The following is a 22,328-nucleotide window of genomic DNA, read 5'->3' on the forward strand; positions in this document are numbered from 1 at the left end:
TCAGCGCACCGCCACGGTGGCGGGCCCGGCGGCGGGGCCGGTGGCGGCGGGCGGCTGCGGCCCGAACAGCGTCCAGCCGTACTCGTTGAGCAGGTAGACGCTGGTGTCGGTCAGCACCTGGGCGGTCGCCATGCCCGAGGCGGCCAGGGGATCGCCGGTGAAGGCCAGCGCCACCGCGAAGCCACGGGCGATGTCCAGGACCCGGTAGGTGATCGCCTTCCCCATGCCCACCGCGGCGACCGATTCGGTGCCGGGCGCCGGACCCAGCGCGTTCCAGGCGAGTTCGTGCGCGTAGAAGGTGGCCAGGCTGCTGGCGGTGTCCAGGCCGAGATAGCCGCGGGTGACCCAGTAGGGCGGGTGGGCCGCCATGTCGCTGAGGTGGAGGTAGCCGGTGATCGCCTCGTAGCTCAGCGCCTTGTAGAAGGCGGTGACCCAGGAGGGGGCCGTGGCCGGCGCCTCGTGCGCGGCCCGGGGCGGGGCGGAGCCGGGCGGGGCGGCAACCGGCGGCGCGGCATCCGGCGCTGCGGTCTGGGCGAGGGCCGGTGCCGCCAGCGCCAGGGTCGCGGCCAGGACGGCGGCCAGGATGGCGGCGAGGCCGAACTGGCGGAGAAGGGTCCGGCACAGGAAAACCGTCGGCATGCAGGCGGTCCGGAGAAGCGCGGCGGGATCGGGGCCTCCCACTATCGGCATGGCACGCGGGGTCTGTCCAGCGCCGCTCTTGCGGCGGCGGCGCGAAGGTGCGAGATGTCACGCCATGCCGGAACTTCCCGAAGTCGAGACCGTGTGCCGCGGCCTGGCCCCGCACCTGGAGGGGCGCGTCCTGGCGCGGGTGGCCCAGCGGCGCCCCGACCTGCGCACGCCCTTCCCGCCCCGATTCGCCGAGCGTCTCACCGGGCGGCGGGTCGCCGCGGTCCGCCGCCGCGCCAAGTACATGCTGGTCCACCTCGACGACGGCGGCGTGCTGATCGTCCACCTCGGCATGTCCGGGCGGATGATCGTCACGGCGGGCGGGACGGCGGGGGAGCCCGGGCGCCACGACCACGTGGTGTTCGAGACCGATGCCGGGACCACCGTGACCTTCAACGACGCCCGGCGGTTCGGGTTGATGGACCTGACCGACGAGCAGGCGCTGGCGCAGCATCCGCTGCTCGCCCGGCTCGGCCCGGAGCCCCTGGGGAACGGTTTCTCCGGCCCGGTCCTGGCGGAGCGGCTGGCCGGGCGGATGACGTCCATCAAGGCGGCCCTGCTCGACCAGGCGGTGGTCGCCGGGCTCGGCAACATCTACGTGGCGGAGGCCCTGTTCGAGGCGCGGCTCAGCCCGCGGCGCATCGCGGCGACCGTCTCGGGCGCCCGGGCGGAGCGGCTGGCCGGCGCGGTCCGGGCGGTTCTGGGGCGGGCCATCGCCGCGGGCGGGTCGAGCCTGCGCGACTACCGCCAGGCGTCGGGCGAGCTCGGCTACTTCCAGCACCAGTTCGCCGTGTACGACCGCGAGGGGGCGCCGTGCCCGGGCTGCACCTGCGACGTGGCGCGCACCGGCGGGGTGCGCCGCATGGTCCAGGGCGGGCGCTCGACTTTCTATTGTCCGCAGCGCCAACGCTGATATACCTCATCCCATGATGGCACCATCGGCCTCCCTGCGGGCGGCGTTCGCCGCCCTCCTCGTCGCCGCCGTCGCCACGGCCGGCGGGACGGCGCCGTTCCCCTGGTCGATGGCCGCACCGGCCGCGGCCGCGGAGGGCACACGCTTCGTGGCCGGCATGGGCGACGTCCCGGCGATGCCCGGGCTGGACCCCGCCGGCGTGGCGCCGCTGGTCTTCGACAAGCCGTCGGGCCGCATCGTCGAGGCGGTGCTGCACGGCCCGGTCACACGGTCGGCGGTGCAGGGCTTCTACGCCCGCACGCTCCCCCAGCTCGGCTGGCGGAGCGTGCCCGGCGACCGCTTCGTGCGCGAAGGTGAGGAACTTCGCCTGGAGTTCATGGGCGCCCAGGCCGGGCGGACCACGGTCCGCCTCGTTCTCCAACCACACTGACGGTCGTTCCATCGCGCGCCCCCCTTTGCCGTGGGGCCCACCGCATTTCGGGAGATAGCTGAACCATGCCGTACGAAATGATCATCGCCGAGACGCGCGGCCCCGTCGGGCTGATCACCCTCAACCGCCCCAAGGCGCTGAACGCCTTGTGCGACCAGCTCGTCACCGAGATGGGCCAGGCGCTCGACGCGTTCGAGGCGGACGAGGCGGTGGGGGCCATCGTCATCACCGGCTCGGAGAAGGCGTTCGCCGCCGGCGCCGACATCAAGGAGATGGCCGGGCTCTCCTACATGGACGTGTACCGCCAGAACTTCATCACCGCCAAATGGGAGCGGGTGGCCAAGTGCCGCAAGCCGACCATCGCCGCGGTGGCCGGCTATGCGCTGGGCGGCGGGTGCGAGATGGCGATGATGTGCGACTTCATCATCGCCGCCGACAACGCCAAGTTCGGCCAGCCCGAGATCACCATCGGCACCATTCCGGGCGCCGGCGGCACCCAGCGCCTGACCCGGTTCGTCGGCAAGTCCAAGGCCATGGAGATGGTGCTGACCGGCCGCCAGATGGACGCCGCCGAGGCCGAGCGGTCGGGCCTGGCGAGCCGCGTCGTGCCGGTGGCCGATCTGCTGGACGACGCCATCAAGGTCGCCGAACGGATCGCCAAGCTGTCCCAGCCCATCGTGATGATGGCCAAGGACGTGGTCAACGCCGCCTATGAGACGACGCTGGCCGAGGGCATCAAGGTGGAGCGCCGCGTGTTCCACGCCACCTTCGCCACCGAGGACCAGAAGGAGGGCATGGCGGCCTTCGCCGAGAAGCGCCAGCCCGACTGGAAGAACACCTGACCGTGGCCCCGGACCGCCGCCCACCGGCCGCGGTCCGGGTCGGCATGGGCCGGCGGGGCCTGGTGCGCCCGCGGCGTGCCGTCGTTGGTGGTGCCACATGCGACCGCCCCGCGTGTGTCGCCGGAGCCAGTTGACTCGCTGTGCGGGCGGGCGTATAAGGCGCCCTCGCACAGGGATCAGGGGTGTCGAAGTAGGTTCGTTATGGCCAATCACAAATCAGCTGAGAAGCGCATCCGCCAGACCGCACGCCGCACGGAAGTGAACCGTACGCGTGTCAGTCGCATCCGCTCCTTCGTCAAGAAGGTCGAGACCGCCATTCTGTCCGGCGACAAGGGCGCCGCCCAGGAGGCCCTGAAGGAAGCGCAGCCGGAGCTGATGCGCGGCGCCTCCAAGGGTGTGCTCCACCGCAACACGGTGGCGCGCAAGATTTCCCGTTTGTCGGCCCGCGTCAAAGCGCTCTGAGTGCCGCGGTGAACGGAAAGCCGCGCCCGGCTGGTGCGCGGCTTTTTGCGTTGTACTCCGCAGCCACAGAATCGTTGTCGCAAAATTACTTCCAAATCCAAACAAAAGCCATATGCAGGCAGGCAGAGCTCCCGGCTTTTTTGGTTGTTCGCCTTCTGTCCCGTTGCGGTGACCTCTGCAGCGGATTAGACTTCGAGAGTTGGGGGCAAACAAAAACACAGAAAAAGCAGATATCAAGCGATGCAATATTGCATCGTATGAAGCGAATGCTTTTCTTTGTTTGAAACCCCTTTTGCTGCGGTGACGTTTGGGATGCGGGACACGTAAGAATTCGCGAATACCCGTCGTTCAAACCTCACGCTCCATGATCTTCGACGGCATGACATTGGCGAAATCCGTTTTCGCCAAGGGCTCCTGTCGTCCTTGATCGTGGCGGCGACCGGCCGGTTCATCCGGCGCGGGACTGGCGATCGACGGAACGGCCCGCTGCGGGTGACTGGGGCCGGATTCGGGGGCATGGGGGCGATACGTCAACGCCGCACGGCCCGCAATGGACAGGTGACCGCGGGACGGGGAGGAGCGGGAGTTGGCGAGCATGTCGTTCGGCGCGTCTTTGGATCAGCAATGGGACCGTGTGCGCGGCCGGCTCAAGGACGAGGTCGGTGAGATCGCCTACCGGAGCTGGTTGCAGCCGCTGACGGTTGCCGGTCTGCGCGGCGGGGAGGTGCGGATCGTCGTGCCGACCCGGTTCATGCGCGACTGGGTGCTCACCCACTACGCCGACCGCATCCGCACCCTGTGGACGGGCGAGAACCCCGAGGTCCAGGCGATCGACGTCATCGTCGCCAACGGCACGGCGTCGCCGGTGCTGGCCCCCCAGGGGGAGCCGGGCGACGACGTGGTGCCGGAGACGTCGGTGGCCGGCCGGTCCGGGCTGGGCGGCATCCTGCCGTCGGCGGGCGGGGCGGCGTCCTACGCGCCGGCGCCCTACGCGGCGGCCAAGCCGGGGGCGTCGGACGAATCGCCGGCCGCCGCGGCGCTGGACGCCCAGGGCGAGATTTCGGCCCCGCTGGACCCCCGCTTCACCTTCGACAACTTCGTCGTGGGCAAGCCCAACGAGCTGGCCCACGCGGCGGCCCGCCGGGTCGCCGACGCCATGTCCGTCACCTTCAACCCGCTGTTCCTGTACGGCGGGGTCGGACTCGGCAAGACCCACCTGATGCACGCCATCGCCTGGCAGATCCGCAAGAACGACCCGCGGCGCAAGGTGCTCTACCTGTCCGCCGAGAAGTTCATGTACCAGTTCATCCGCGCGCTGCGCTTCAAGGACACCATGGCCTTCAAGCAGCAGTTCCGCTCGGTGGACGTGCTGATGATCGACGACGTGCAGTTCATCAGCGGCAAGGATTCCACCCAGGAGGAGTTCTTCCACACCTTCAACGCCCTGGTCGACCAGAACCGCCAGGTGATCATCTCCGCCGACAAGAGCCCGTCGGACCTGGAGGGCATGGAGGAGCGGCTGCGCTCGCGCCTGGGCTGGGGGCTGGTGGCCGACATCCACCCCACCACCTACGAGCTGCGCCTGGGCATCCTGGAGCAGAAGGCCGACGCGCTGGGCGCCGCGGTGCCCCAGAAGGTGCTGGAGTTCCTGGCCCACAAGATCACCTCGAACGTGCGCGAGCTGGAAGGGGCGCTCAACCGCATCGTCGCCCATTCCGACCTGGTCGGCCGCTCGATCTCGCTCGAGGCGACCCAGGAGGTGCTGCACGACCTGCTGCGCGCCAACGACCGCCGGGTCACCATCGACGAGATCCAGAAGAAGGTGGCCGAGCACTTCAACATCCGGGTCGCCGACATGCATTCGGCGCGCCGCGCCCGCGCCGTGGCGCGGCCGCGCCAGGTCGCCATGTACCTGGCCAAGCAGCTCACCGCCCGCTCGCTGCCGGAGATCGGCCGCAAGTTCGGCGGCCGCGACCACACCACGGTGATGCACGCGGTGCGCAAGGTCGAGGAGCTGCGCGCCGCCGACGCCGCCTTCGCCGAGGACGTGGAACTGCTGCGCCGCATGCTGGAGAGCTGAGCCAGCTAGCCCGCGGTCACCATGCCCCCGGCGCCCAGCCGGACGTGGGTGAGGGTGCGCTCCTCGTGGGCCATGCGCCAGCTCAGCAGCGCCTGGGCGTGGTCCAGCACCTCGCCCTGGCGCGCCGGGTCGCCGGCGAGGTCGCGCAGCTCCCCCGGGTCCTCCTCCAGGTCGAAGAAGAGCGCCGGCAGACCGGTGAAATGCACGTACTTGCGCCGCGCCCCGCGCAGCACCGTCAACCCGCAGCGGTCCGAGTCCAGGCCCAGCGCGCGCTCCGGCTCCTGGCCGGCGACGTCGCGGAAATCGAAGGAGAAGTGGGCGTGCCGGCGCCATCGCGGCGGCGTCGCCCCGGCCAGCCAGGGCCGCAGCGACCGGCCGTCGCACTGGCGCGGCGGCGCCACGCCCAGCCAGTCGAGCATGGTCGGCATGAGGTCGACGTGCTCGGTGAAGGCCTCGACGACGCGGCCGCCGGGGCGGCCCGGCTCGCGCACCACCAGGGGCACGTGGAAGCAGGGGTCGAACCAGCCCTCCTTGCCGAACATCCAGTGGTCGCCCAGCAACTCGCCGTGGTCGGCGGTGACCACCACAAGGGTGTCGCCGGCCCGGCCGGAGTCCTCCAGCCAGCGCAGCAGCCGGCCCACGTGGTGGTCGACCTCGGCGATCAGCCCGAAATAGAGCGCGCCGAGGCGGGCCAGCGCGCCGTCGTCGAGGACCCGCGGGTCGAGCGGCCGGCCCTCCTGCCAGCCGTCGGCGGGGAACGTCTCCAGCCGCCAGCGCAGCCAGGGGTGCACCGCGGCCTCGGCCCGCCAGCCCGCGGCGGCGCGCCGCGGCGGCGGCACCGAGGCGGGGTCGACCACGCCGGACCAGGGCGCCGGCGCGATCCAGGGCGGGTGGGGGCGGATGTAGGCGATGTGGGCGAACCAGGGCCGGTCGCCCTGGCCGTCGAGCCAGTCCAGCGCCTGGTCGGTGAGGAAGGCGGTGTCGCTGTCGGCGGCGGCGTAGCGGGCGGGGCCGAACGGGTCGTCGTGCGGCGGCGTGCAGATGGCGGCAACGCGGTCCGGCACGGCGTGGCCCCGCCGGCGCAGGTGGCGCCCCCACGGTTCGGCCGATTCGGTCATCAGGCAGATCGGGTCGAAGCCGGGGGCCACCCCCTCGTAGGTGTGCAACGCCGGATCGGCCGCGTCGCGCCCGCGCGGGTCGGCGGCGGTGTCGGTGTAGCCGAACAGGGCCGGGGCGACGCCGGCACGGCGCGCCTCCAGCCCCAGGGTGGTGTGGCGGCGGTCCAGCGGCGTGCCGTTGCGCACCGCCCGGTGGTTGTGGGCGTAGAGTCCGGTCAGCAGGCTCGCCCGCGCCGGTCCGCAGGGGCTGGCGTTGGAGAAATGGCGGGCGAAGCGGGTGCCGCCGGCGGCCAGCGAATCGAGCGCGGGGGTCCGGGCGGCGGGGTGGCCGGCGGCCGACAGGGCGTCGCCGCGCCACTGGTCGGCGACGATGAACAGGACGTTGCGGCGGTTCGGCGTGTCCATCGTCGGGGATTCACGTGCACGTGCCACGGGATTGGGCAGGCTGCCGCGCCGGCCGACGCGGCGCAATGACAATACTATGAAGTTTTTCGCTCTTCCCCTCGCCAAAATTGCCGGTGCAGGATGGCGTCGGGCATAGTCCGGCCGCCGCCGCGTTCCGCATGGTGCCGGCCGGCAAGACCGCATCAGGGAGAGACCGCGTCATGACAACGAGCGTGGACAGGACCGCGAGCGCCGCAACCCAGCGCGCCGCCAAGAGCTTCACCCGCCGCGTGCTGCTGAAGAGCGCCGCCGCGATCGGCGCCGTCGCCGCTGTCGGGCCCTGGATCCTGCGCGAGGGCCGCGCCGCCGAGGGCAGCGTGCGGATCTTCTCCTGGGCCGGCTACATCGGCCAGGACATGCTGGACGACTTCAAGGCGCAGACCGGCATCACGCCGACGCTGACCGAGTACGGCACCAACGACGAGCTGCTGAACCAGCTCCGCGCCAGCGGCGGCGGCGGCTTCGACATCATCCATCCCACCGTCGACCGCGTGCCCAACTACGTCGAGGCCGAGCTGGTCCAGCCGCTGGACGAGAGCAAGGTGAACTGGGAGGGCTGCCTGAAGTCCGCCTACACCGGCTCCGCCGCCATGGGCGGGGTGGTCGGTGGCAAGCGCTACCTGGCGCCGGCCGACTGGGGCACCGAGGCGCTGTCCTACGACATGGAGAAGGCGCCGCTGAAGTACGGCACGGCCGGCTACGGCGACCTGTGGGCGCCGGGCATGGGCGGCAAGGTCACCGTGCGCGGCCACTCCTCGCTGATCGGCATCGGCCTGTGGCTGGAGAGCGAGGGCAAGCTGCCCCACCCGCTGGTCGAGCAGTTCAAGGACGAGGCCAAGGCGCGCGCCAACTTCGACGCCATCCTCAAGGTCGCGACCGCCAGCAAGGGCAACATCGGCCAGTTCTGGTCGAACGAGAACGAAGCCCAGGGCGCCTTCCGCACCAACGGCTGCGTGCTCGGCCAGACCTGGGATTCGACCGCCGTCTCCCTGCGCAAGGAGAACCTGCCGATCCGCTACATCGCCCCCAAGGAGGGCGCGCTGGCGTGGATGGAGGGCTTCGCCATCCCGGCCAAGGCCGAGAACCCGGAGCAGGCCTACGCCTGGATCAACTGGTTCTACACGCCCAAGGCCGGGGCCATGTACTCCAACAAGACCGGCATCAACTCCACCACGGTGGGCGCCGAGCAGCACCTGTCGGACCTCAACAAGGCCTTCTTCGCCGAGGCCTATCCCGAGGACGCGCTGCAGAAGCTGTGGTGGTGGCCGATCCAGGAAGCCTGGTACGTGTCCGTCCGCAACGAGTACCAGGACCGCTTCCTGGCGGCCTGAGGCGCCCCCGCCCGTCCCCCGGCCCCGGCGCGCCCGGGGCGGGGACGGGCGGCCCCCCCCATCCGGAGCCTGACATGAGCCAGGACGTTCAGCTCGACCGCGTCACCATGCGCTTCGGGTCGGTGGTCGCCGTCCGCGACGTCACCCTGACCATCGCCGCGGGGGAGTTCTTCAGCTTCCTCGGCCCGTCGGGCTGCGGCAAGACCACCATCCTGCGCATCATCTCCGGGTTCATGGAGCCCAGCGACGGCGTGGTCCGCATCGGCGGGCGGGACATGCGCGGCATCGGCCCCAACAAGCGCCCGACCGCCCTGATCTTCCAGAACCTCGCCCTCTTCCCCTTGATGACGGTCGCCGACAACATCGGGTTCGGCCTGGAGGTGCGCGGCGTGGCGCCGGGCGACCGCCGCCGCCGGGTGCAGCAGCTCCTGGAGCTGGTGGCGCTGCCGGAGGTGGCCGACAAGAAGGTGACCGAGCTGTCCGGCGGCCAGCGCCAGCGCATCGCCATCGCCCGCGCGCTGGCGGTGGAGCCCGCGGTGCTGCTGCTGGACGAGCCGCTGTCGGCGCTGGACCTCAAGCTGCGCCAGCACATGCGCGCCGAGCTGCGGTCGATCCAGCGGCGCACCGGTGTCACCTTCATCTACATCACCCACGACCAGGGCGAGGCCCTGACCATGTCCGACCGCATCGGCGTGATGTCGAAAGGCGTCCTGGAGCAGGTCGGCGCCGGCCAGGCGATCTACGACGATCCCGCCAGCGCGTTCGTCGCGTCCTTCGTCGGCGAGGCCAACCGCTTCCCCGGCACGGTGCTGGACAGCGCCGGCGGGCAGGCCGCGGTCGACACGCCGTTCGGGCGGCTGGTGGGGCGCAACCCGCGGGGCCTGCAGCGGGGGGACCGGGCCGTCCTGTTCGTGCGCCCCGAGCGCCTCGCGCCCCTGAACGGCGCCGAGGCGGAGAACCGGATCGACGCGCGGGTGAGCCACCGCGACTTCGAAGGCTCCTTCGTCAACGCCTTTCTCACCGGCCCCGGCGACCGGCGCATCGTCGTCCAGATGCCGCACCTCGGCGGCGACCCGGCGCTGGTGCCCGGGGCCGCGGCCCGTCTCGGGTTCCGGGCCGCCGATGCGGTGGTGCTGCCGCCCGAGCGGGACGGCGCATGAGACACCCGGGGTCACGCAGCGCGGAGGTGGACCGATGACCGATGTCCTGCGCCGGTACGGCCCCGTGCTGACCGGCTTCATCCTCCTGATCGTCGGCCTGTGGGTGGTCATGCTGGTGGTCCTGCCCCAGCTGCTGATGATCGACTTCTCGTTGCGGCCGATGCTGCCGCCCGCCCGGGTCGGCGGGCCGGACGACGTCTACACGCTGGCCAACTACGAGACGCTGTGGACCAACACCATCCACCTCGCGATCTTCTTCAAGACCATCTGGGCCAGCGCGCTGGTCACCGTGGTGACCCTGGCGGTGTGCTACCCCATGGCGTTCTACCTGGCCCAGGTGGCGACGAAGGCGCGGCTGCCGACGTTCCTGCTGCTGCTGGTGATCCCGTTCTGGATCAACGAGATCCTCCGCACCTTCGCGTGGTACGTGATCCTCGCCTACAACGGGCCGCTCAACAACCTCCTGGTCGGCATCGGGCTGTTGGCGGATCCCGTGCGGTTCCAGGGCGACGTCAGCGTCATCGTCGGCATGGTCTACGCCTACATCCTGTTCATGGTGTTCCCGGTCTACAACGCCATCGAATCCCTGGACCGCCATCAGATCGAGGCGGCGCGCGACCTCGGCGCGGGGTGGCTGCGCATCCACCGCCGCATCGTGCTGCCGCACGCCCGGCCGGGCATCGCGGTGGGCTGCATCATGACCTTCATGCTGGCCGCCGGAAGCTACGCCGTGCCGCTGCTGCTGGGCGGGCCGCAGAGCCGCTGGTTCACCGAGGTCATCTACAACTGGTTCTTCGAGGGCGGGAACTGGAACCAGGGTGCGGCCTACGCCTTCATCCTGCTGGCCCTGTGCATCGGCTTCATTCTGCTGATGATGCGGGCGTTCCGCGTCGGCCTCACCGACATCGCGAAATAGGGAGGCGCGAGCCATGACCGCCGAACGCCTGCGCCGCCTCCTGGTGAACGCCTACCTGGTGCTGTTCTTCGCCTATCTCTTCGTGCCGCTGGGCATCATGGCGGCGGCCACCTTCAACACCAGCCGCTTTCCCACGGTGACGCCGTGGCTGGGCTTCACGGTGGACTGGTTCCGCGTGCTCTACGAGGACCAGCGCATGTGGCAGGCGCTGGGGACGTCGGTGGTGGTGGCCGCCGGCGTGATCGCCGTGGCGGTGCCGACCGGGCTGGCCGCGGCCCTCCTGCTCGACCGCCTGCACAGCCGCGCCCGCACCTTCCTCTACGCCATCATGGTGTCGCCGTTGCTCACCCCCGGCGTCATCATCGGCATCTCGACGCTGATCTTCTGGCGCACCTGGCTGGACGTCTCGGGGGGCGTGTTCCTGACGGTGATCGCCCAGTCCAGCTTCATCACCGCCTACGCCATGCTGCTGTTCCTGGCGCGCCTGCAGCGTTTCGACCCGACCCTGGAGGAGGCGGCGCTGGACCTCGGCGCCACCCATGTGCAGGTGTTCCGCCGCGTCACCCTGCCGTTCCTGATGCCGGCGGTGCTGTCGGCGGCGCTGATCGCCTTCCTGCAGAGCTTCGAGAACTACAACACCACGCTGTTCGTGCGCGGCCTCGACACCACCTTGACCGTCTTCATCGCCACCAAGGTGCGCACCGGCCTGACGCCGGCGGTCAACGCCCTGTCGCTGATCCTGATCGCCCTGACCATCGCCGGCGCGGTGGGTTACGAGATCATGCGCCGCCGCGAGGCGAGGCGCCAACGGGCCGAACAGGCGCGGGCGGAGCGGGAGGAGGCGTCGGCCGACGCCCCCTCCGGCCCGGCGGACCTGGTTCCGGCGCGCGCCTGAGCGGCGCCGGGGCACCCGGTCTCAGTCGTCGGTGTCGTCGGCGTCGGCGTCCGACTCGATCTGCGCCGCGAGGTCGCGCAGCATGTCGACCACGTCCTCGTGGCTGGTCTCGTCGACCGCCACGTTCACCGCCGCTTCGATCATGGCCACGGCCACATAGGGCCCCAAGGCTCCGCCCTCGGCGACGGCCTTCTCCAGGTGCTTCTCGGCGATGCTCAGCGCCTTCTCGAACAGTGCCTCGGCGGTCTGGTTGTTCTCGTTGCTCATGATGGGTCCGTCGGGTGTGATGGGCACGCCACCTATAACACCACGCCCCGCGCCGTCCCGCACGAAAACGAACGGCTTGGGGCGAATGGCCGATCTCCGCCGGCTTGCCGCGGCGGGGGCGCGATGCCACCCTGGCCGGCGCCGCCAACCGCAACGCCACGGGATGCCATGAGCCAGCCGCCGCCAGACCTCACCGACCCCGCCGCCTACGCCTTCTGGATCGAGGAGCGCGTCCGCTTCTCCGATCTCGACCCGGTCGGCCATGTCAACAACAACGCCATCGGGGTCTATTTCGAGCAGGGGCGGGTGCAGTTCCTCAACGAGGGGATCGGGTCGCGCCGGCCCGCCTGGACGGTGGTGGTCGCCCGCACCGTCACCGAATTCAAGGCGGAACTGCTGTACCCGGCGACCGTGCGCGTCGGGCTGCGGGTGCTGCGGTTCGGCACGACCTCCCTGACCCTGGGCTGCGCCGTCTTCGAGGGCGACCGGCTGATCGCCACCCAGGAGGCGGTGTCGGTGATCGTCGACGGCGCCACCCACCGCCCGACGCCGATTCCGCCCGACCTGCGCCAGCGCCTGGCCCCGCACGGGGGGTGACCCGTGCGCCGGAGGTGCCGCGGCGGTGCGATCCGTGCTACGTCCTTCGGGTCGGGCCGGCGCGTCCTGGACGCCCGGCCGCCGCGCACCGAGGCACGACCATGAGCAATCCGCGTTCCGCCGGTCCCCGTCGCCGCACCGTGCTGGCCGGCGCCGCCCTGCTGGCGGCCCCGGCCCTGGTGGCCCGCCCGCTCCGGGCGGCGCTGCCGCCGGACCGGCCGCTCGACCTGACCGCCGGCCCGGCCCGGCTGTCCCTGGTCGGGCCCGCCCACCCGAAGACCACGGTGTGGGCCTACAACGGCGCCGTGCCGGGGCCGGTGCTGCGCTTCCGCCAGGGCGACACCGCGCGCATCGCCTTCGCCAACGCGCTGGCCGAGCCGACGACGGTGCATTGGCATGGCCTGCGCGTGCCCAACGCCATGGACGGCGTGCCCCATCTCACCCAGGCGCCGGTTGCGGCGGGCGGGCGGTTCGACTACGCCTTCGCCCTCAAGGACGCCGGGACGTTCTGGTACCACCCCCACGCCAACAGCGCCGAGCAGGTGGCCCGCGGCCTGTCGGGCGTGCTGGTCGTGGAGGAGCCGGAGCCGGTCCGCGTCGACCGCGAGCTGGTCTGGGCGCTGGCCGACTGGCGCCTCACCGGCCAGGCGGCGGTGGCCGACGATTTCGGCCACCCGATGGACGCCAGCCACGCCGGGCGGCTGGGCAACACCGTGACCGTCAACGGCGCCGTGGTCGACGCGGTGCCGGTGCGCGCCGGCGAGCGCATCCGCCTGCGCCTCGCCAACGTGGCCGCCGCCCGCGTCTTCGCGCTGGAGTTCCGGGGCCACGCGCCGCAGGTGATCGCGCTGGACGGCCACCCGGTGGCGCCCCACGACCCGGAGGGCGGCCGCGTCGTCCTGGCCCCGGGCCAGCGCGCCGACCTCGTGCTCGACCTGCCGGGGCGGCCGGGCGAGCGGTTCGACGTGGTCGACGGGTTCCAGCCGCGCCAGGCCTACCGCCTGACGACGCTGGTCTACGGCCCTGCCGCGCCCCTGCGCGAGTCCCCGCTCGATGCCCCGCTGGCGTTGCCGGGCAACCCCCTGCCGGCCCTCGACCTCGCCGGGGCGGTGCCGCGGGAGGTGCTGATGGAGGGCGGGGCGATGGGGCGCCTTCCCCACGGCATGCGGATGACCCCCGAGGGCCCGTTCTGGGCCTTGAACGGCCTGGCGGCCCGGGGCCACGACCTGGAGCCGCTCATCACCGTCAAACGCGGCCAAACGGTGCGCCTGGGCTTCGCCAACGACACCGCGTGGTGGCATCCCATGCACCTGCACGGCTTTCCGTTCCAGGTGCTGGCGGTGAACGGCGCCCCGCCGCCCCGGGCGACGTGGCGCGACACGGTTCTGCTGGCCCCCCGCGACCGCGTGGAGGTCGCCTTCGTCGCCGAGGAGGCCGGCTCCTGGATGCTGCACTGCCACGTGCTGGAGCACCAGGAGGCCGGGATGATGGCGGTGGTCCGGGTGATCTGAGCGGGGACCGTCGGCACCCTCGCGCCGCTCCGGGGATCCGCGCTACAGTCCGCGCCGTCGATCCGAGAGCCAGCCCATGAGCCGTACCACCGTGCCCGTCCGCCGCAAGCCCCGCTCCGCCGCCACCCGTCCTGCCGCCGCCGGTCACGCCGCCCCGTCCCGCCCGGGACCGACGCCGGAGATCGTCGCCGAGGTGACCGTGCGCGCGGTGGGGGCGCGCGGCGACGGCATCGCCGAACTGGACGGCGCGCGCGTCTTCGTGCCGCTGACCGTGCCCGGCGACCGGGTGCGGGTGCGGCTGGGCGAGACCCGCGGGGTGGGTCTGCGCGAGGGGGTGCGCGGCGAGGCGCTGGAGCTGCTGGAGCCCGGTCCCGGGCGCGGCGTTCCCGCCTGCCGGCACTTCGGCGCCTGCGGTGGCTGCACGTTGCAGCACCTGGACGAGGCGGCCTATGCCGCCTGGAAGCCGCAGGCCGTGCAGGCGGCGCTCGACCGGGTCGGGCTGGGCGAGACGCCCCTGGCCGCGTTGGCCCGCACCGGCCCGGGCGGCCGCCGCCGCGCGCGCTTCGCGGCGCGGCGGCGCGGCGGCCGGGTGTGGCTCGGCTTCAACGAGCGCCTCAGCCCCCGTCTGGTCGATCTGGAGGTCTGCCCCGTGCTGGCGCCGCGTCTGGAGCGGCTGATGCCGCCGCTGCGCGAGCTGCTGGCCGCGGTGCTGCCGGACAAGGGTGGCTGCGACGTGGCGGTGGCCGATCTGGAGGGCGGCGTCGACCTGCTGCTGATCGGGCCGCCGGTCCTGGACCGCGCGGCGCGGGAGCGTTTGACGGCGTTTGGCGCCGATCATGGGGTGGCCCGGGTGTCGTGGCAGCGCGACGACCGCAGCGATCCCGAGCCGGTCGCCCACCGCCAGGCGGTGGCGGTCCGGTTCGCCGGCGTCGCCGTGACGCCGCCACCCGGTGCCTTCCTGCAGGCCAGCGCCGAGGGCGAGGCGGCGCTGGCCGCCGCGGTGCTCGCCCACGTGCCGGAGGGCGCCCGGCGGGTCGCCGACCTGTTCGCCGGTGTCGGCACCTTTTCCATTCCGCTTTCGGAACGGTCATCGGTGCACGCGGTCGACGGCGACGGGGCGGCGGTGGCGGCGCTGGCCCGCGCCGCCGGCGTGCGGCGGCTGACCACCGAGCGGCGCGATCTCTTCGCGCAGCCGCTTTCGCCGAAGGAGGTGAACCGTTTCGACGCCGTGGTGTTCGATCCGCCGCGCGCCGGCGCGGCGGCCCAGGCGGCGGCGCTGGCCCAGAGCCGGGTGCCGGTGGTGGTCGCGGTGTCGTGCAGCCCGGCCACCTTCGCCCGCGACGCCCGCACCCTGGTGGACGGCGGCTATGCGTTGAGCCGGGTCTGCCCCGTCGACCAGTTCCTGTGGTCGGCCCACGTCGAACTGGTCGGCGTCTTCGTCCGCTGAGTCTCAGTCCAGTTCGAGCACGATCGCCTTGAGGTAGGCGGATTCCGGCAGATGCGGGTGCACGGGGTGGTCGGGTCCGGCGCCGGCGACGCGCAGGATGCGGCCGGTGCGGCCGGCGTCGACCAGACCGCGCGCCACCTGTTCGGCGAAGGTCGGCGGGTCGACGTTGTGGCTGCACGAGCCGGCCATCAGGATGCCGCCGGGCGCGGTGATGCGGGCCGCCAGGCGGGCCATCTTGCGGTAGGCCCGGCAGCCCACCGCGAGGTCCTTCTTGGATTTCACGAAGGCGGGCGGGTCGGCGACCACCACGTCGAAACGCTCGCCGGCGGCGGCGAGGCGGTCCAGCTCGGTGAAGGCGTCCGCCCGCCGCCCCTCGAAGCGGTCGGCCAGCCCGTTCGCGGCGGCGGCGCGGGCGGCGTTGTCCAGGGCCGGCTGGGAACGGTCGACGGCGACCACCGAGGCCGCGCCGCGGGCCGCGCAGGTGACGGCGAAGCCGCCGTTGTAGCTGAAGACGTCGATGACCCGGCCACCGCGGGCCAGGCCGGCCACGAAGGCCCGGTTGTCGCGCTGGTCGTAGAACCAGCCGGTCTTCTGCCCGCCCAACGGATCGGCGAAGAAGGCGACCCCGTTCTCCTCCAGGCGGATCGCCCCGTCGATGGCGCCCTTGGCCAGCCGCGTCTCCTCGGTCAGGCCCTCCAGGGTGCGCTGGGCGCTGTCGTTGCGCAGGATCACGGCGGCCGGGTCCAGCACGGTGTCGAGGGCGGCCAGGATGTCGGGAAGATGGCGGTCCATGAAGACGGAGTTGGCCTGCACCGTCACCACGTCGCCGTAGCGGTCGACGATCAGCGCCGGCAGCCCGTCGGCCTCGGCGTGCACCAGGCGGTAGAACGGCCGGTCGAACAGGCGTTCGCGCAGGGTCAAGGCGCGCCGGAGGCGGTCGGCCAGGAAGGCGCGGTCGATGGTGGCCGCGGCGTCGGGCGTCAGCAGGCGGGCGGCGATCAGCGTGTGCGGGTTGAAGGTGGCCAGGCCGAGCGGCGCGCCGCCGCCGTCGAGCAGGCGCACGACGCTGCCGGGCGGAACCGCCTTGGCCGCCGCGTCCATCTGGACCTCGTTGGAATAGACCCAGGGATGCCCGAGGCGGACGCGCTTGTCGCGGCCGGCGTGCAGGCGGATGACGGGGGGGCGGGGGGTGTCTGTCATGATGGCCGCATCCTACCCGCGCGCCAGCCATGCGCAACGGCTGCGCGCGCATGGCGCGCGCGATCCCCCGGCCACGGGCCCGTGGGCAGCCCTGCTCAGCCCTCGTCCTCGTTCTCGGCCCCGGCCGCGTCCTCGGCCCCGGCGAACGCGTCGCCGGCGTTGTCGTTGGCGCCTTCGACGCATTTCTCCAGGCGGTGGGGGCCGGCGACGTGCCCTTCGCGATGGAAGAACGCCATCATCGTCCGGCAATAGTCGGGCAGCCCGCCGTCCGAGGCGGGGAAGGTGGTCTGGATGGAGGCGCAGGACAGGGAGCGCGCCAGCGCCTCCATCGCCCGGAGAAGCGTGGCGGCCGCGCCGCCGGGGTTGAAGAGGTCGAGCACGATGAAGTTGTCGACGGCCAGCACGTGGCCGTGCTGCAGGCTGCGCTCGCGGGCGTAGGCGAACAGGCCGTGGATGTAGCCGCGCTCGTTCTGCACCGCGACGATGCCGCGGTCCGCCGGCACGCCGGTGGCGGAGCCGATCATGGCCGCCGCATAGGCGCGCCAGCGGCTCACCGTCAACTCCGGGGCGAGCGCCCGCACCAGGGGAAACGCCTGGTCGATCCGTCGGGTGTCCAGGGGGGTCGCAATGAAGCCGTCGTCCATGGCCGCTTCGCTGGCTGCAGCGTCGCGCAAACGATGGCAGCGCGCGGTCGAGGGGGTCGTTGACGTAGATCAATGTTGTGTTGGCTGGCCCTACACATAGTGGCGGCATAGGCGGCAGGGCGTGGCCACTGCTGACGCGGTGTCGCGCGTTCGTCTGCCGCCCTCCTACACGACGTACCCACGCGGTGGTGCAACCTCATAGGAGCGGCCCAAGCCGCCCGGGGCAAACGGGAGAGATTGTATGGCATCAGCGACTCTGACCCCAGGGGCCGCCCTGGGCAGCCAGCGGGTGTCGGGGGACGTCCGGTACTATGAGGACGTCATTCGGCTATTCACGATCGCGGCGGTGTTCTGGGGCGTGGTCGGTTTCCTGGCCGGCACCTTCATCGCCCTGCAGCTCGCCTTTCCGGCGCTGAACCTGGGCCTGGAGTGGACCAGCTTCGGCCGCCTGCGGCCGGTGCACACCTCGGCGGTCATCTTCGCCTTCGGTGGCAACGTGCTGTTCGCCACCTCCCTCTACGTGGTCCAGCGCACCTGCCGCCAGTTCCTGTTCGGCGGCGAGGGTCTGGCCAAGTTCATCTTCTGGAACTACCAGATCTTCATCGTGCTGGCCGCGCTGTCCTATGTCATGGGCTACACCCAGGGCAAGGAGTACGCGGAGCCGGAGTGGATCCTCGACCTTTACCTGACGGTCATCTGGGTCCTCTACGCCGTGAGCTACATCGGCACGGTGATGACCCGCAAGGAGTCGCACATCTACGTTGCCAACTGGTTCTTCATGGCGTTCATCCTGACCGTCGCCATCCTGCACCTCGGCAACAACGTCAACTGGCCGGTGTCGCTGTTCGGCATGAAGAGCTACACCTTCGTGTCGGGCGTGCAGAGCGCCATGGTGCAGTGGTGGTATGGCCACAACGCCGTCGGCTTCTTCCTCACCGCCGGCTTCCTCGGCATCATGTACTACTTCGTGCCGAAGCGCGCCGAGCGGCCGGTGTATTCGTACCGCCTGTCGATCGTGCACTTCTGGACGCTGATCTTCCTCTACATCTGGGCCGGCCCGCACCACCTGCACTACACCGCCCTGCCGGACTGGGCGCAGACGCTGGGCATGACCTTCTCGGTCATGCTGTGGATGCCGTCGTGGGGCGGCATGATCAACGGGATCATGACCCTGTCGGGCGCCTGGGACAAGCTGCGCACCGACCCGGTCCTGCGCTTCCTGGTCACCTCGGTCGCCTTCTACGGCATGTCGACCTTCGAAGGCCCGCTGATGTCGGTGAAGCCGGTCAACGCGCTGTCGCACTACACCGACTGGACCATCGGCCACGTGCACTCCGGTGCGCTCGGCTGGGTCGCGTTCATCAGCTTCGGCGCCATCTACTACCTCGTGCCGGTGCTGTGGAAGCGCCAGCAGCTCTACAGCATGCGCCTCGTCAGCTACCATTTCTGGACCGCCACCATCGGCATCGTGCTGTACATCACGGCCATGTGGGTGTCCGGCATCATGCAGGGCCTGATGTGGCGGGCCTACGACAACCTGGGTTTCCTGCAGTACTCGTTCGTGGAGACGGTGGCCGCCATGCACCCGTTCTACGTGATCCGTGCGCTGGGGGGCGTCCTGTTCCTCGCCGGTTCGCTGATCATGGTCTACAACCTGTGGCGCACGGCCCGGGGCGACGTCCGCATCGAGAAGCCCTACGTCACGGCGCCGCACAAGGCGGCCGTGGGCACGGCCTGAACCCGGGAGACGTGAGATATGGCTGAGGAAAAGAAGGGCTTTAGCCACGACACGATCGAGCGCAACACGCTCCTCCTGGTCGTGCTGATCCTGATCACGGTGTCCATCGGCGGTCTCGTGCAGATCGTCCCGCTGTTCACCATCGAGTCGACCATCGAGGAGGTGGACGGGGTGCGCCCCTACTCGCCCCTGGAGCTGGCCGGCTACAACATCTACGTCCGCGAAGGCTGCTACAACTGCCACAGCCAGATGGTCCGCCCGTTCCGCGACGAGGTCGAGCGGTACGGCCACTACTCGCTGGCGGCCGAGAGCATGCACGACCGCCCGTTCCAGTGGGGGTCGAAGCGCACCGGACCGGACCTCGCCCGCGTCGGCGGCAAGTACTCCGACGACTGGCACGTCGCCCATCTCGTCGACCCGCGCTCGGTGGTGCCGGAATCGATCATGCCGGGCTACGCCTGGATGGCCGACCGGCCGCTCAGGACGGACGACATCGCCGACCACCTCAAGGCGCTCACCGTCGTCGGCACCGCCTACACCGAGGAGCAGATCGACAACGCCAAGGCCGACCTGGTGGCCCAGCAGGACCCGATGGCCGACACCGAAGGGCTGCTGAGCCGCTACCCGAAGGCGGTGGTGGGCAACTTCACCGGCGACCCCGCGGTCGTCACCGAGATGGACGCGCTGGTGGCCTATCTGCAGGTGCTGGGGACGATGGTGGATTTCACCAAGTACCAGTCGCCCGCACAGCTTCAGCAGTGAGCGGGAGGAATCCATGGATCTGGATCAGATCACGGTAGCCCTGCGGTCGTTCTGGACGGTGTGGTTGATGGTCCTGATGTCGGGCATCCTGGTGTACGCCATGTGGCCCGGCAACCGGAGCAAGTTCGACGACGCCGCCCGTATCCCGCTCAAGGATGATGGTCAGGAGTTTTAGGCCATGGCGAACAAAGTTGAAAAGGACGCCCTGTCCGGCGTCGAGACCACGGGCCACGAGTGGGACGGTCTGCGCGAGCTGAACAACCCCCTGCCGAAGTGGTGGCTCTACATCTTCTACGTCACGATCGCCTGGTCGCTGGTGTACTACGTGCTCTATCCGGCCTGGCCGCTGGGCAGCACCTACACCAAGGGGATGCTCGGCTGGTCGCAGCGCGAGGAGATCGTCGACAAGCTGGCCGAGGCCAAGGCGGCCCAGGGCCAGTACCTCACGGCGATCGCCGCCAAGTCGGTGGACGAGATCCAGCAGGACAAGGACCTGCTGGCCTTCGCCATGGCCGGCGGGCGCACGATGTTCAACGAGAACTGCGCGGCCTGCCACGGCGCCGGCGGGCAGGGGGCCAAGGGCTTCCCCGCCCTGGCCGACGACATCTGGCTGTGGGGCGGCACCACCGCCGACATCTACCAGACGATCCAGCACGGCATCCGCGCCGACGCGGAGGAGACGCGCGGCACCGTCGGCTTCGGCATGACCGCCTTCGGCAAGGACGGCATCCTGGAGCACGCGCAGATCGACCAGGTCGCGGAATACGTTCTGTCGCTCAACGGCAAGCAGCACGACGCCGCCAAGGCCGAGGCCGGCAAGACGGTGTTCGAGGAGAACTGCGTGGCCTGCCACGGCCCGAACGCCGAAGGGTCGCTGGCCGCCGAGCTGCCGGGCATCGGCGCGCCGCCGCTGGTCACCGCCAACTGGATCTACGGCGGCGACAAGGCGACCCTGGTCGAGACCATCGCCAACGGCCGCGCCGGCGTCATGCCGAACTGGGCCGAGCGCCTGGACGATCCGACGATCAAGCAGCTCGCCGTCTACGTCCACAACCTGGGCGGCGGCCAGTAGGCCCGTCCCGCCGGCTTGCACCGCACCGCGCAATGCCGGGGAGGCGACTCCCCGGCATTCGTCGTTCCGGGAGGTCGGTCGACCCCGGCGCACCGCCGTCAACCCTTCCCTCTTGATGTTTTTCTAATGGACCATTGATCCATCGCAATGCCCCTGCGGCGGAATGCCGCCATGGTCGGGATGCGGCCGGGCGCCATTTCGCCCTTGCCGCCAGTGCGGCGGCGCGTCCCCAGGACGGCTGCGATCCGATGACCGACCCGACACGGCACGACCCCAAAGGCACGATCCCATGAGCATGGCGACCGACACGCAGGAGAAGCCTGCCGCGACGCCCGCATCCGCCGCGGGCCCGCAGGCTGAGACGCGCCCCTCCAGTTCGTTGTACGCCGACCACAACAAGATCTACCCCAAGGCCGTGCACGGCCGTTACCGCCGCCTGAAGTGGCTGGCGCTGGCGGTGCTCCTGGGAATCTACTACGTGCTGCCGTGGATGCGCTGGGACCGTGGGCCGAACGCCCCGGACCAGGCGGTGCTGCTCGACCTGCCGGCGCGCCGCTTCTACCTCTTCTTCATCGAACTGTGGCCGCAGCAGATCTACTACCTCACCGGGGCGCTCATCGTCGCCGCCATCGGCCTGTTCCTGGCGACCTCGGTGGCCGGGCGCCTGTGGTGCGGCTACGCCTGTCCCCAGACGGTGTGGACCGACCTGTTCTTGTGGGTGGAGCGGCTGGTGGAGGGCGAGCGCGGCGAGCGCATCCGCCTCGACCATGGCCGGTGGAGCCTCGACAAGCTGCGCAAGAAGACGCTGAAGACGGCGATCTGGCTGCTGATCTCGCTGGCGACGGGCGGCGCCTGGATCTTCTACTTCGTCGACGCGCCGACCTTCGCGGGCGAGCTCCTGCGCTTCGAGGCCAGCTCCACGGCGATCGGCTTCATCCTTCTGTTCACCGCCACCACCTTCCTGCTGGCCGGCTACGCGCGCGAGCAGGTGTGCATCTACATGTGCCCGTGGCCGCGCTTCCAGAGCGCGATGATCGACGAGGACAGCCTGGTCGTCACCTACGAGGAATGGCGCGGCGAGGGCCGCGGGCACATCCGCAAGTCGCAGAGCTGGGAGGAGCGGCAGGCGGAGGGGCTGGGCGACTGCATCGACTGCAACGCCTGCTACCATGCCTGCCCGACCGGGGTGGACATCCGCAACGGCTCGCAACTCGCCTGCATCGGCTGCGGCCTGTGCATCGACGCCTGCGACGAGGTGATGACCAAGATCGGCCGGCCCACCGGGCTGGTGACGTTCGACACCCACACCAACCAGGTGGCGCTGGCCAGCACCGGCCGGCCGGCGCCCATGCGCCTGATCCGCCCGCGCACCATCATCTACTCGCTGATGCTGACCGTGGTGGGGGGGATGATCGCCGCCGGCCTGATCCTGAAGCCCAGCCTCGACATCAGCGTGCTGCGCGACCGGGCGCCGCTGTTCGTCGCCCTGTCCGACGGCGCGATCCGCAACGCCTACACCTTCAAGATCTCCAACATGACCCGCGACCCGCGCGACTACACGCTGGCGGTCGACGACCTGCCCGGGGCGCGCCTTGCGGTCGCCGGCGAGGGCCAGCGGGACGAGGCCGACCGGGTCCACCTCAGCGCCGATCCCGACACGGTGGCGACCTACAGAATCTTCGTGACCGCGCCCCGCGCGGGTTTGCACGACGCCTCGCGCCCCCTAAACTTCACCCTGACATCGGCCTCCGGCGAGACCGCGACCTACGAGACGGTCTTCATGGCCCCGGCCGACTGAGACGGCCCCCCGTG

At 71.0% G+C, this 22,328-nt stretch carries 22 protein-coding genes; 17 read left to right on the forward strand and 5 right to left on the reverse strand.

Going from position 1 to position 22,328, the window contains the following annotated elements:
* Positions 1-639 (reverse strand): DUF2061 domain-containing protein, encoded by a 639-nt coding sequence (locus tag AC6H2I_RS02255; RefSeq protein ID WP_497498929.1) that lies wholly within the window; start codon positions 637-639, stop codon positions 1-3.
* A 115-nt stretch (positions 640-754) separates the two neighbouring features.
* Between AC6H2I_RS02255 and mutM the strand changes: the two genes are divergently transcribed.
* From mutM to dnaA, 5 genes are all read left to right on the forward strand, one after another.
* On the forward strand, positions 755-1,600 hold the full coding sequence (mutM, locus tag AC6H2I_RS02260) for a bifunctional DNA-formamidopyrimidine glycosylase/DNA-(apurinic or apyrimidinic site) lyase (protein ID WP_497498930.1): 846 nt from the start codon (positions 755-757) through the stop codon (positions 1,598-1,600).
* 13 nt (positions 1,601-1,613) lie between these two features.
* Entirely contained in the window at positions 1,614-2,030 is a 417-nt protein-coding gene (locus AC6H2I_RS02265; RefSeq protein WP_497498931.1) for a hypothetical protein, read from the forward strand.
* 65 nt (positions 2,031-2,095) lie between these two features.
* Positions 2,096-2,872, forward strand: a complete 777-nt coding sequence (locus AC6H2I_RS02270) for an enoyl-CoA hydratase (protein WP_497498932.1) — start codon at positions 2,096-2,098, stop codon at positions 2,870-2,872.
* 201 nt (positions 2,873-3,073) lie between these two features.
* Positions 3,074-3,334 carry a 30S ribosomal protein S20 gene (gene rpsT, locus AC6H2I_RS02275; protein WP_497498933.1) on the forward strand — a complete coding sequence of 87 codons (261 nt, stop codon included), beginning with the start codon at positions 3,074-3,076 and terminating at the stop codon, positions 3,332-3,334.
* Positions 3,335-3,929: 595 nt separating this feature from the next.
* A complete protein-coding gene (gene dnaA / locus AC6H2I_RS02280; RefSeq protein ID WP_497499008.1) occupies positions 3,930-5,414 on the forward strand; it encodes a chromosomal replication initiator protein DnaA in 1,485 nt (494 codons plus the stop codon).
* Positions 5,415-5,419: 5 nt separating this feature from the next.
* Here the strand turns inward: dnaA and AC6H2I_RS02285 are convergent, their stop codons facing one another.
* Positions 5,420-6,937, reverse strand: coding sequence for an alkaline phosphatase family protein (locus AC6H2I_RS02285; RefSeq protein WP_497498934.1), 1,518 nt, complete (start codon positions 6,935-6,937; stop codon positions 5,420-5,422).
* Positions 6,938-7,137: 200 nt separating this feature from the next.
* Between AC6H2I_RS02285 and AC6H2I_RS02290 the strand changes: the two genes are divergently transcribed.
* The 4 genes from AC6H2I_RS02290 (at position 7,138) to AC6H2I_RS02305 (ending at position 11,278) form a co-directional block, all read left to right on the forward strand.
* Positions 7,138-8,307 carry an extracellular solute-binding protein gene (locus AC6H2I_RS02290; protein ID WP_497498935.1) on the forward strand — a complete coding sequence of 390 codons (1,170 nt, stop codon included), beginning with the start codon at positions 7,138-7,140 and terminating at the stop codon, positions 8,305-8,307.
* Positions 8,308-8,381: 74 nt separating this feature from the next.
* A complete protein-coding gene (locus AC6H2I_RS02295) occupies positions 8,382-9,467 on the forward strand; it encodes an ABC transporter ATP-binding protein (RefSeq protein WP_497498936.1) in 1,086 nt (361 codons plus the stop codon).
* Between the two features lie 34 nt (positions 9,468-9,501).
* Entirely contained in the window at positions 9,502-10,383 is an 882-nt protein-coding gene (locus AC6H2I_RS02300; RefSeq protein ID WP_497498937.1) for an ABC transporter permease, read from the forward strand.
* Positions 10,384-10,396: 13 nt separating this feature from the next.
* A complete protein-coding gene (locus AC6H2I_RS02305; protein WP_497498938.1) occupies positions 10,397-11,278 on the forward strand; it encodes an ABC transporter permease in 882 nt (293 codons plus the stop codon).
* A 21-nt stretch (positions 11,279-11,299) separates the two neighbouring features.
* On the opposite strand, the gene AC6H2I_RS02310 is transcribed toward AC6H2I_RS02305, so the two are convergent.
* On the reverse strand, positions 11,300-11,545 hold the full coding sequence (locus tag AC6H2I_RS02310) for a hypothetical protein (protein ID WP_497498939.1): 246 nt from the start codon (positions 11,543-11,545) through the stop codon (positions 11,300-11,302).
* 168 nt (positions 11,546-11,713) lie between these two features.
* On the opposite strand from AC6H2I_RS02310, the gene AC6H2I_RS02315 reads away from it, so the two are divergent.
* From AC6H2I_RS02315 to AC6H2I_RS02325, 3 genes are all read left to right on the forward strand, one after another.
* Positions 11,714-12,142: an acyl-CoA thioesterase gene (locus tag AC6H2I_RS02315; protein WP_497498940.1), complete on the forward strand. Its 429-nt coding sequence runs from the start codon at positions 11,714-11,716 to the stop codon at positions 12,140-12,142.
* Between the two features lie 101 nt (positions 12,143-12,243).
* Entirely contained in the window at positions 12,244-13,653 is a 1,410-nt protein-coding gene (locus tag AC6H2I_RS02320; protein WP_497498941.1) for a multicopper oxidase family protein, read from the forward strand.
* A gap of 76 nt (positions 13,654-13,729) precedes the next feature.
* A complete protein-coding gene (locus AC6H2I_RS02325) occupies positions 13,730-15,100 on the forward strand; it encodes a class I SAM-dependent RNA methyltransferase (protein WP_497498942.1) in 1,371 nt (456 codons plus the stop codon).
* Between the two features lie 3 nt (positions 15,101-15,103).
* Here the strand turns inward: AC6H2I_RS02325 and AC6H2I_RS02330 are convergent, their stop codons facing one another.
* Together AC6H2I_RS02330 and AC6H2I_RS02335 are read right to left on the reverse strand one after the other, a co-directional pair.
* The gene (locus tag AC6H2I_RS02330) at positions 15,104-16,300 is read right to left on the reverse strand and encodes a class I SAM-dependent rRNA methyltransferase (RefSeq protein ID WP_497498943.1); all 1,197 of its coding nucleotides are present in this window, start codon (positions 16,298-16,300) and stop codon (positions 15,104-15,106) included.
* A gap of 95 nt (positions 16,301-16,395) precedes the next feature.
* Positions 16,396-16,944, reverse strand: a complete 549-nt coding sequence (locus tag AC6H2I_RS02335; RefSeq protein WP_497498944.1) for a hypothetical protein — start codon at positions 16,942-16,944, stop codon at positions 16,396-16,398.
* A 241-nt stretch (positions 16,945-17,185) separates the two neighbouring features.
* Here AC6H2I_RS02335 and ccoN point away from each other — a divergent pair, with 241 nt between their 5' ends.
* The 5 genes from ccoN to ccoG all read left to right on the forward strand — a co-directional run bounded on the left by ccoN (position 17,186) and on the right by ccoG (position 22,314).
* Positions 17,186-18,682 (forward strand): cytochrome-c oxidase, cbb3-type subunit I, encoded by a 1,497-nt coding sequence (gene ccoN / locus AC6H2I_RS02340; RefSeq protein ID WP_497498945.1) that lies wholly within the window; start codon positions 17,186-17,188, stop codon positions 18,680-18,682.
* An 18-nt stretch (positions 18,683-18,700) separates the two neighbouring features.
* Positions 18,701-19,444 carry a cytochrome-c oxidase, cbb3-type subunit II gene (ccoO, locus tag AC6H2I_RS02345; protein WP_497498946.1) on the forward strand — a complete coding sequence of 248 codons (744 nt, stop codon included), beginning with the start codon at positions 18,701-18,703 and terminating at the stop codon, positions 19,442-19,444.
* Positions 19,445-19,457: 13 nt separating this feature from the next.
* Positions 19,458-19,619: a cbb3-type cytochrome c oxidase subunit 3 gene (locus AC6H2I_RS02350; protein WP_497498947.1), complete on the forward strand. Its 162-nt coding sequence runs from the start codon at positions 19,458-19,460 to the stop codon at positions 19,617-19,619.
* 3 nt (positions 19,620-19,622) lie between these two features.
* A complete protein-coding gene (gene ccoP / locus AC6H2I_RS02355) occupies positions 19,623-20,516 on the forward strand; it encodes a cytochrome-c oxidase, cbb3-type subunit III (RefSeq protein WP_497498948.1) in 894 nt (297 codons plus the stop codon).
* A 289-nt stretch (positions 20,517-20,805) separates the two neighbouring features.
* The gene (gene ccoG / locus AC6H2I_RS02360; protein ID WP_497498949.1) at positions 20,806-22,314 is read left to right on the forward strand and encodes a cytochrome c oxidase accessory protein CcoG; all 1,509 of its coding nucleotides are present in this window, start codon (positions 20,806-20,808) and stop codon (positions 22,312-22,314) included.
* The last annotated feature ends 14 nt before the right edge of the window (positions 22,315-22,328 follow it).

The sequence above is a fragment of the Azospirillum sp. NS33 genome (assembly GCF_059703765.1).

Bases quoted from the DNA above. Each gene is read 5' to 3' on its own strand.
- AC6H2I_RS02255 (WP_497498929.1), bottom strand. From the start codon at position 639: ATGCCGACGGTTTTCCTGTGCCGGACCCTTCTCCGCCAGTTCGGCCTC.
- mutM (WP_497498930.1), top strand. From the start codon at position 755: ATGCCGGAACTTCCCGAAGTCGAGACCGTGTGCCGCGGCCTGGCCCCG.
- AC6H2I_RS02265 (WP_497498931.1), top strand. From the start codon at position 1,614: ATGATGGCACCATCGGCCTCCCTGCGGGCGGCGTTCGCCGCCCTCCTC.
- AC6H2I_RS02270 (WP_497498932.1), top strand. From the start codon at position 2,096: ATGCCGTACGAAATGATCATCGCCGAGACGCGCGGCCCCGTCGGGCTG.
- rpsT (WP_497498933.1), top strand. From the start codon at position 3,074: ATGGCCAATCACAAATCAGCTGAGAAGCGCATCCGCCAGACCGCACGC.
- dnaA (WP_497499008.1), top strand. From the start codon at position 3,930: ATGTCGTTCGGCGCGTCTTTGGATCAGCAATGGGACCGTGTGCGCGGC.
- AC6H2I_RS02285 (WP_497498934.1), bottom strand. From the start codon at position 6,937: ATGGACACGCCGAACCGCCGCAACGTCCTGTTCATCGTCGCCGACCAG.
- AC6H2I_RS02290 (WP_497498935.1), top strand. From the start codon at position 7,138: ATGACAACGAGCGTGGACAGGACCGCGAGCGCCGCAACCCAGCGCGCC.
- AC6H2I_RS02295 (WP_497498936.1), top strand. From the start codon at position 8,382: ATGAGCCAGGACGTTCAGCTCGACCGCGTCACCATGCGCTTCGGGTCG.
- AC6H2I_RS02300 (WP_497498937.1), top strand. From the start codon at position 9,502: ATGACCGATGTCCTGCGCCGGTACGGCCCCGTGCTGACCGGCTTCATC.
- AC6H2I_RS02305 (WP_497498938.1), top strand. From the start codon at position 10,397: ATGACCGCCGAACGCCTGCGCCGCCTCCTGGTGAACGCCTACCTGGTG.
- AC6H2I_RS02310 (WP_497498939.1), bottom strand. From the start codon at position 11,545: ATGAGCAACGAGAACAACCAGACCGCCGAGGCACTGTTCGAGAAGGCG.
- AC6H2I_RS02315 (WP_497498940.1), top strand. From the start codon at position 11,714: ATGAGCCAGCCGCCGCCAGACCTCACCGACCCCGCCGCCTACGCCTTC.
- AC6H2I_RS02320 (WP_497498941.1), top strand. From the start codon at position 12,244: ATGAGCAATCCGCGTTCCGCCGGTCCCCGTCGCCGCACCGTGCTGGCC.
- AC6H2I_RS02325 (WP_497498942.1), top strand. From the start codon at position 13,730: ATGAGCCGTACCACCGTGCCCGTCCGCCGCAAGCCCCGCTCCGCCGCC.
- AC6H2I_RS02330 (WP_497498943.1), bottom strand. From the start codon at position 16,300: ATGACAGACACCCCCCGCCCCCCCGTCATCCGCCTGCACGCCGGCCGC.
- AC6H2I_RS02335 (WP_497498944.1), bottom strand. From the start codon at position 16,944: ATGGACGACGGCTTCATTGCGACCCCCCTGGACACCCGACGGATCGAC.
- ccoN (WP_497498945.1), top strand. From the start codon at position 17,186: ATGGCATCAGCGACTCTGACCCCAGGGGCCGCCCTGGGCAGCCAGCGG.
- ccoO (WP_497498946.1), top strand. From the start codon at position 18,701: ATGGCTGAGGAAAAGAAGGGCTTTAGCCACGACACGATCGAGCGCAAC.
- AC6H2I_RS02350 (WP_497498947.1), top strand. From the start codon at position 19,458: ATGGATCTGGATCAGATCACGGTAGCCCTGCGGTCGTTCTGGACGGTG.
- ccoP (WP_497498948.1), top strand. From the start codon at position 19,623: ATGGCGAACAAAGTTGAAAAGGACGCCCTGTCCGGCGTCGAGACCACG.
- ccoG (WP_497498949.1), top strand. From the start codon at position 20,806: ATGAGCATGGCGACCGACACGCAGGAGAAGCCTGCCGCGACGCCCGCA.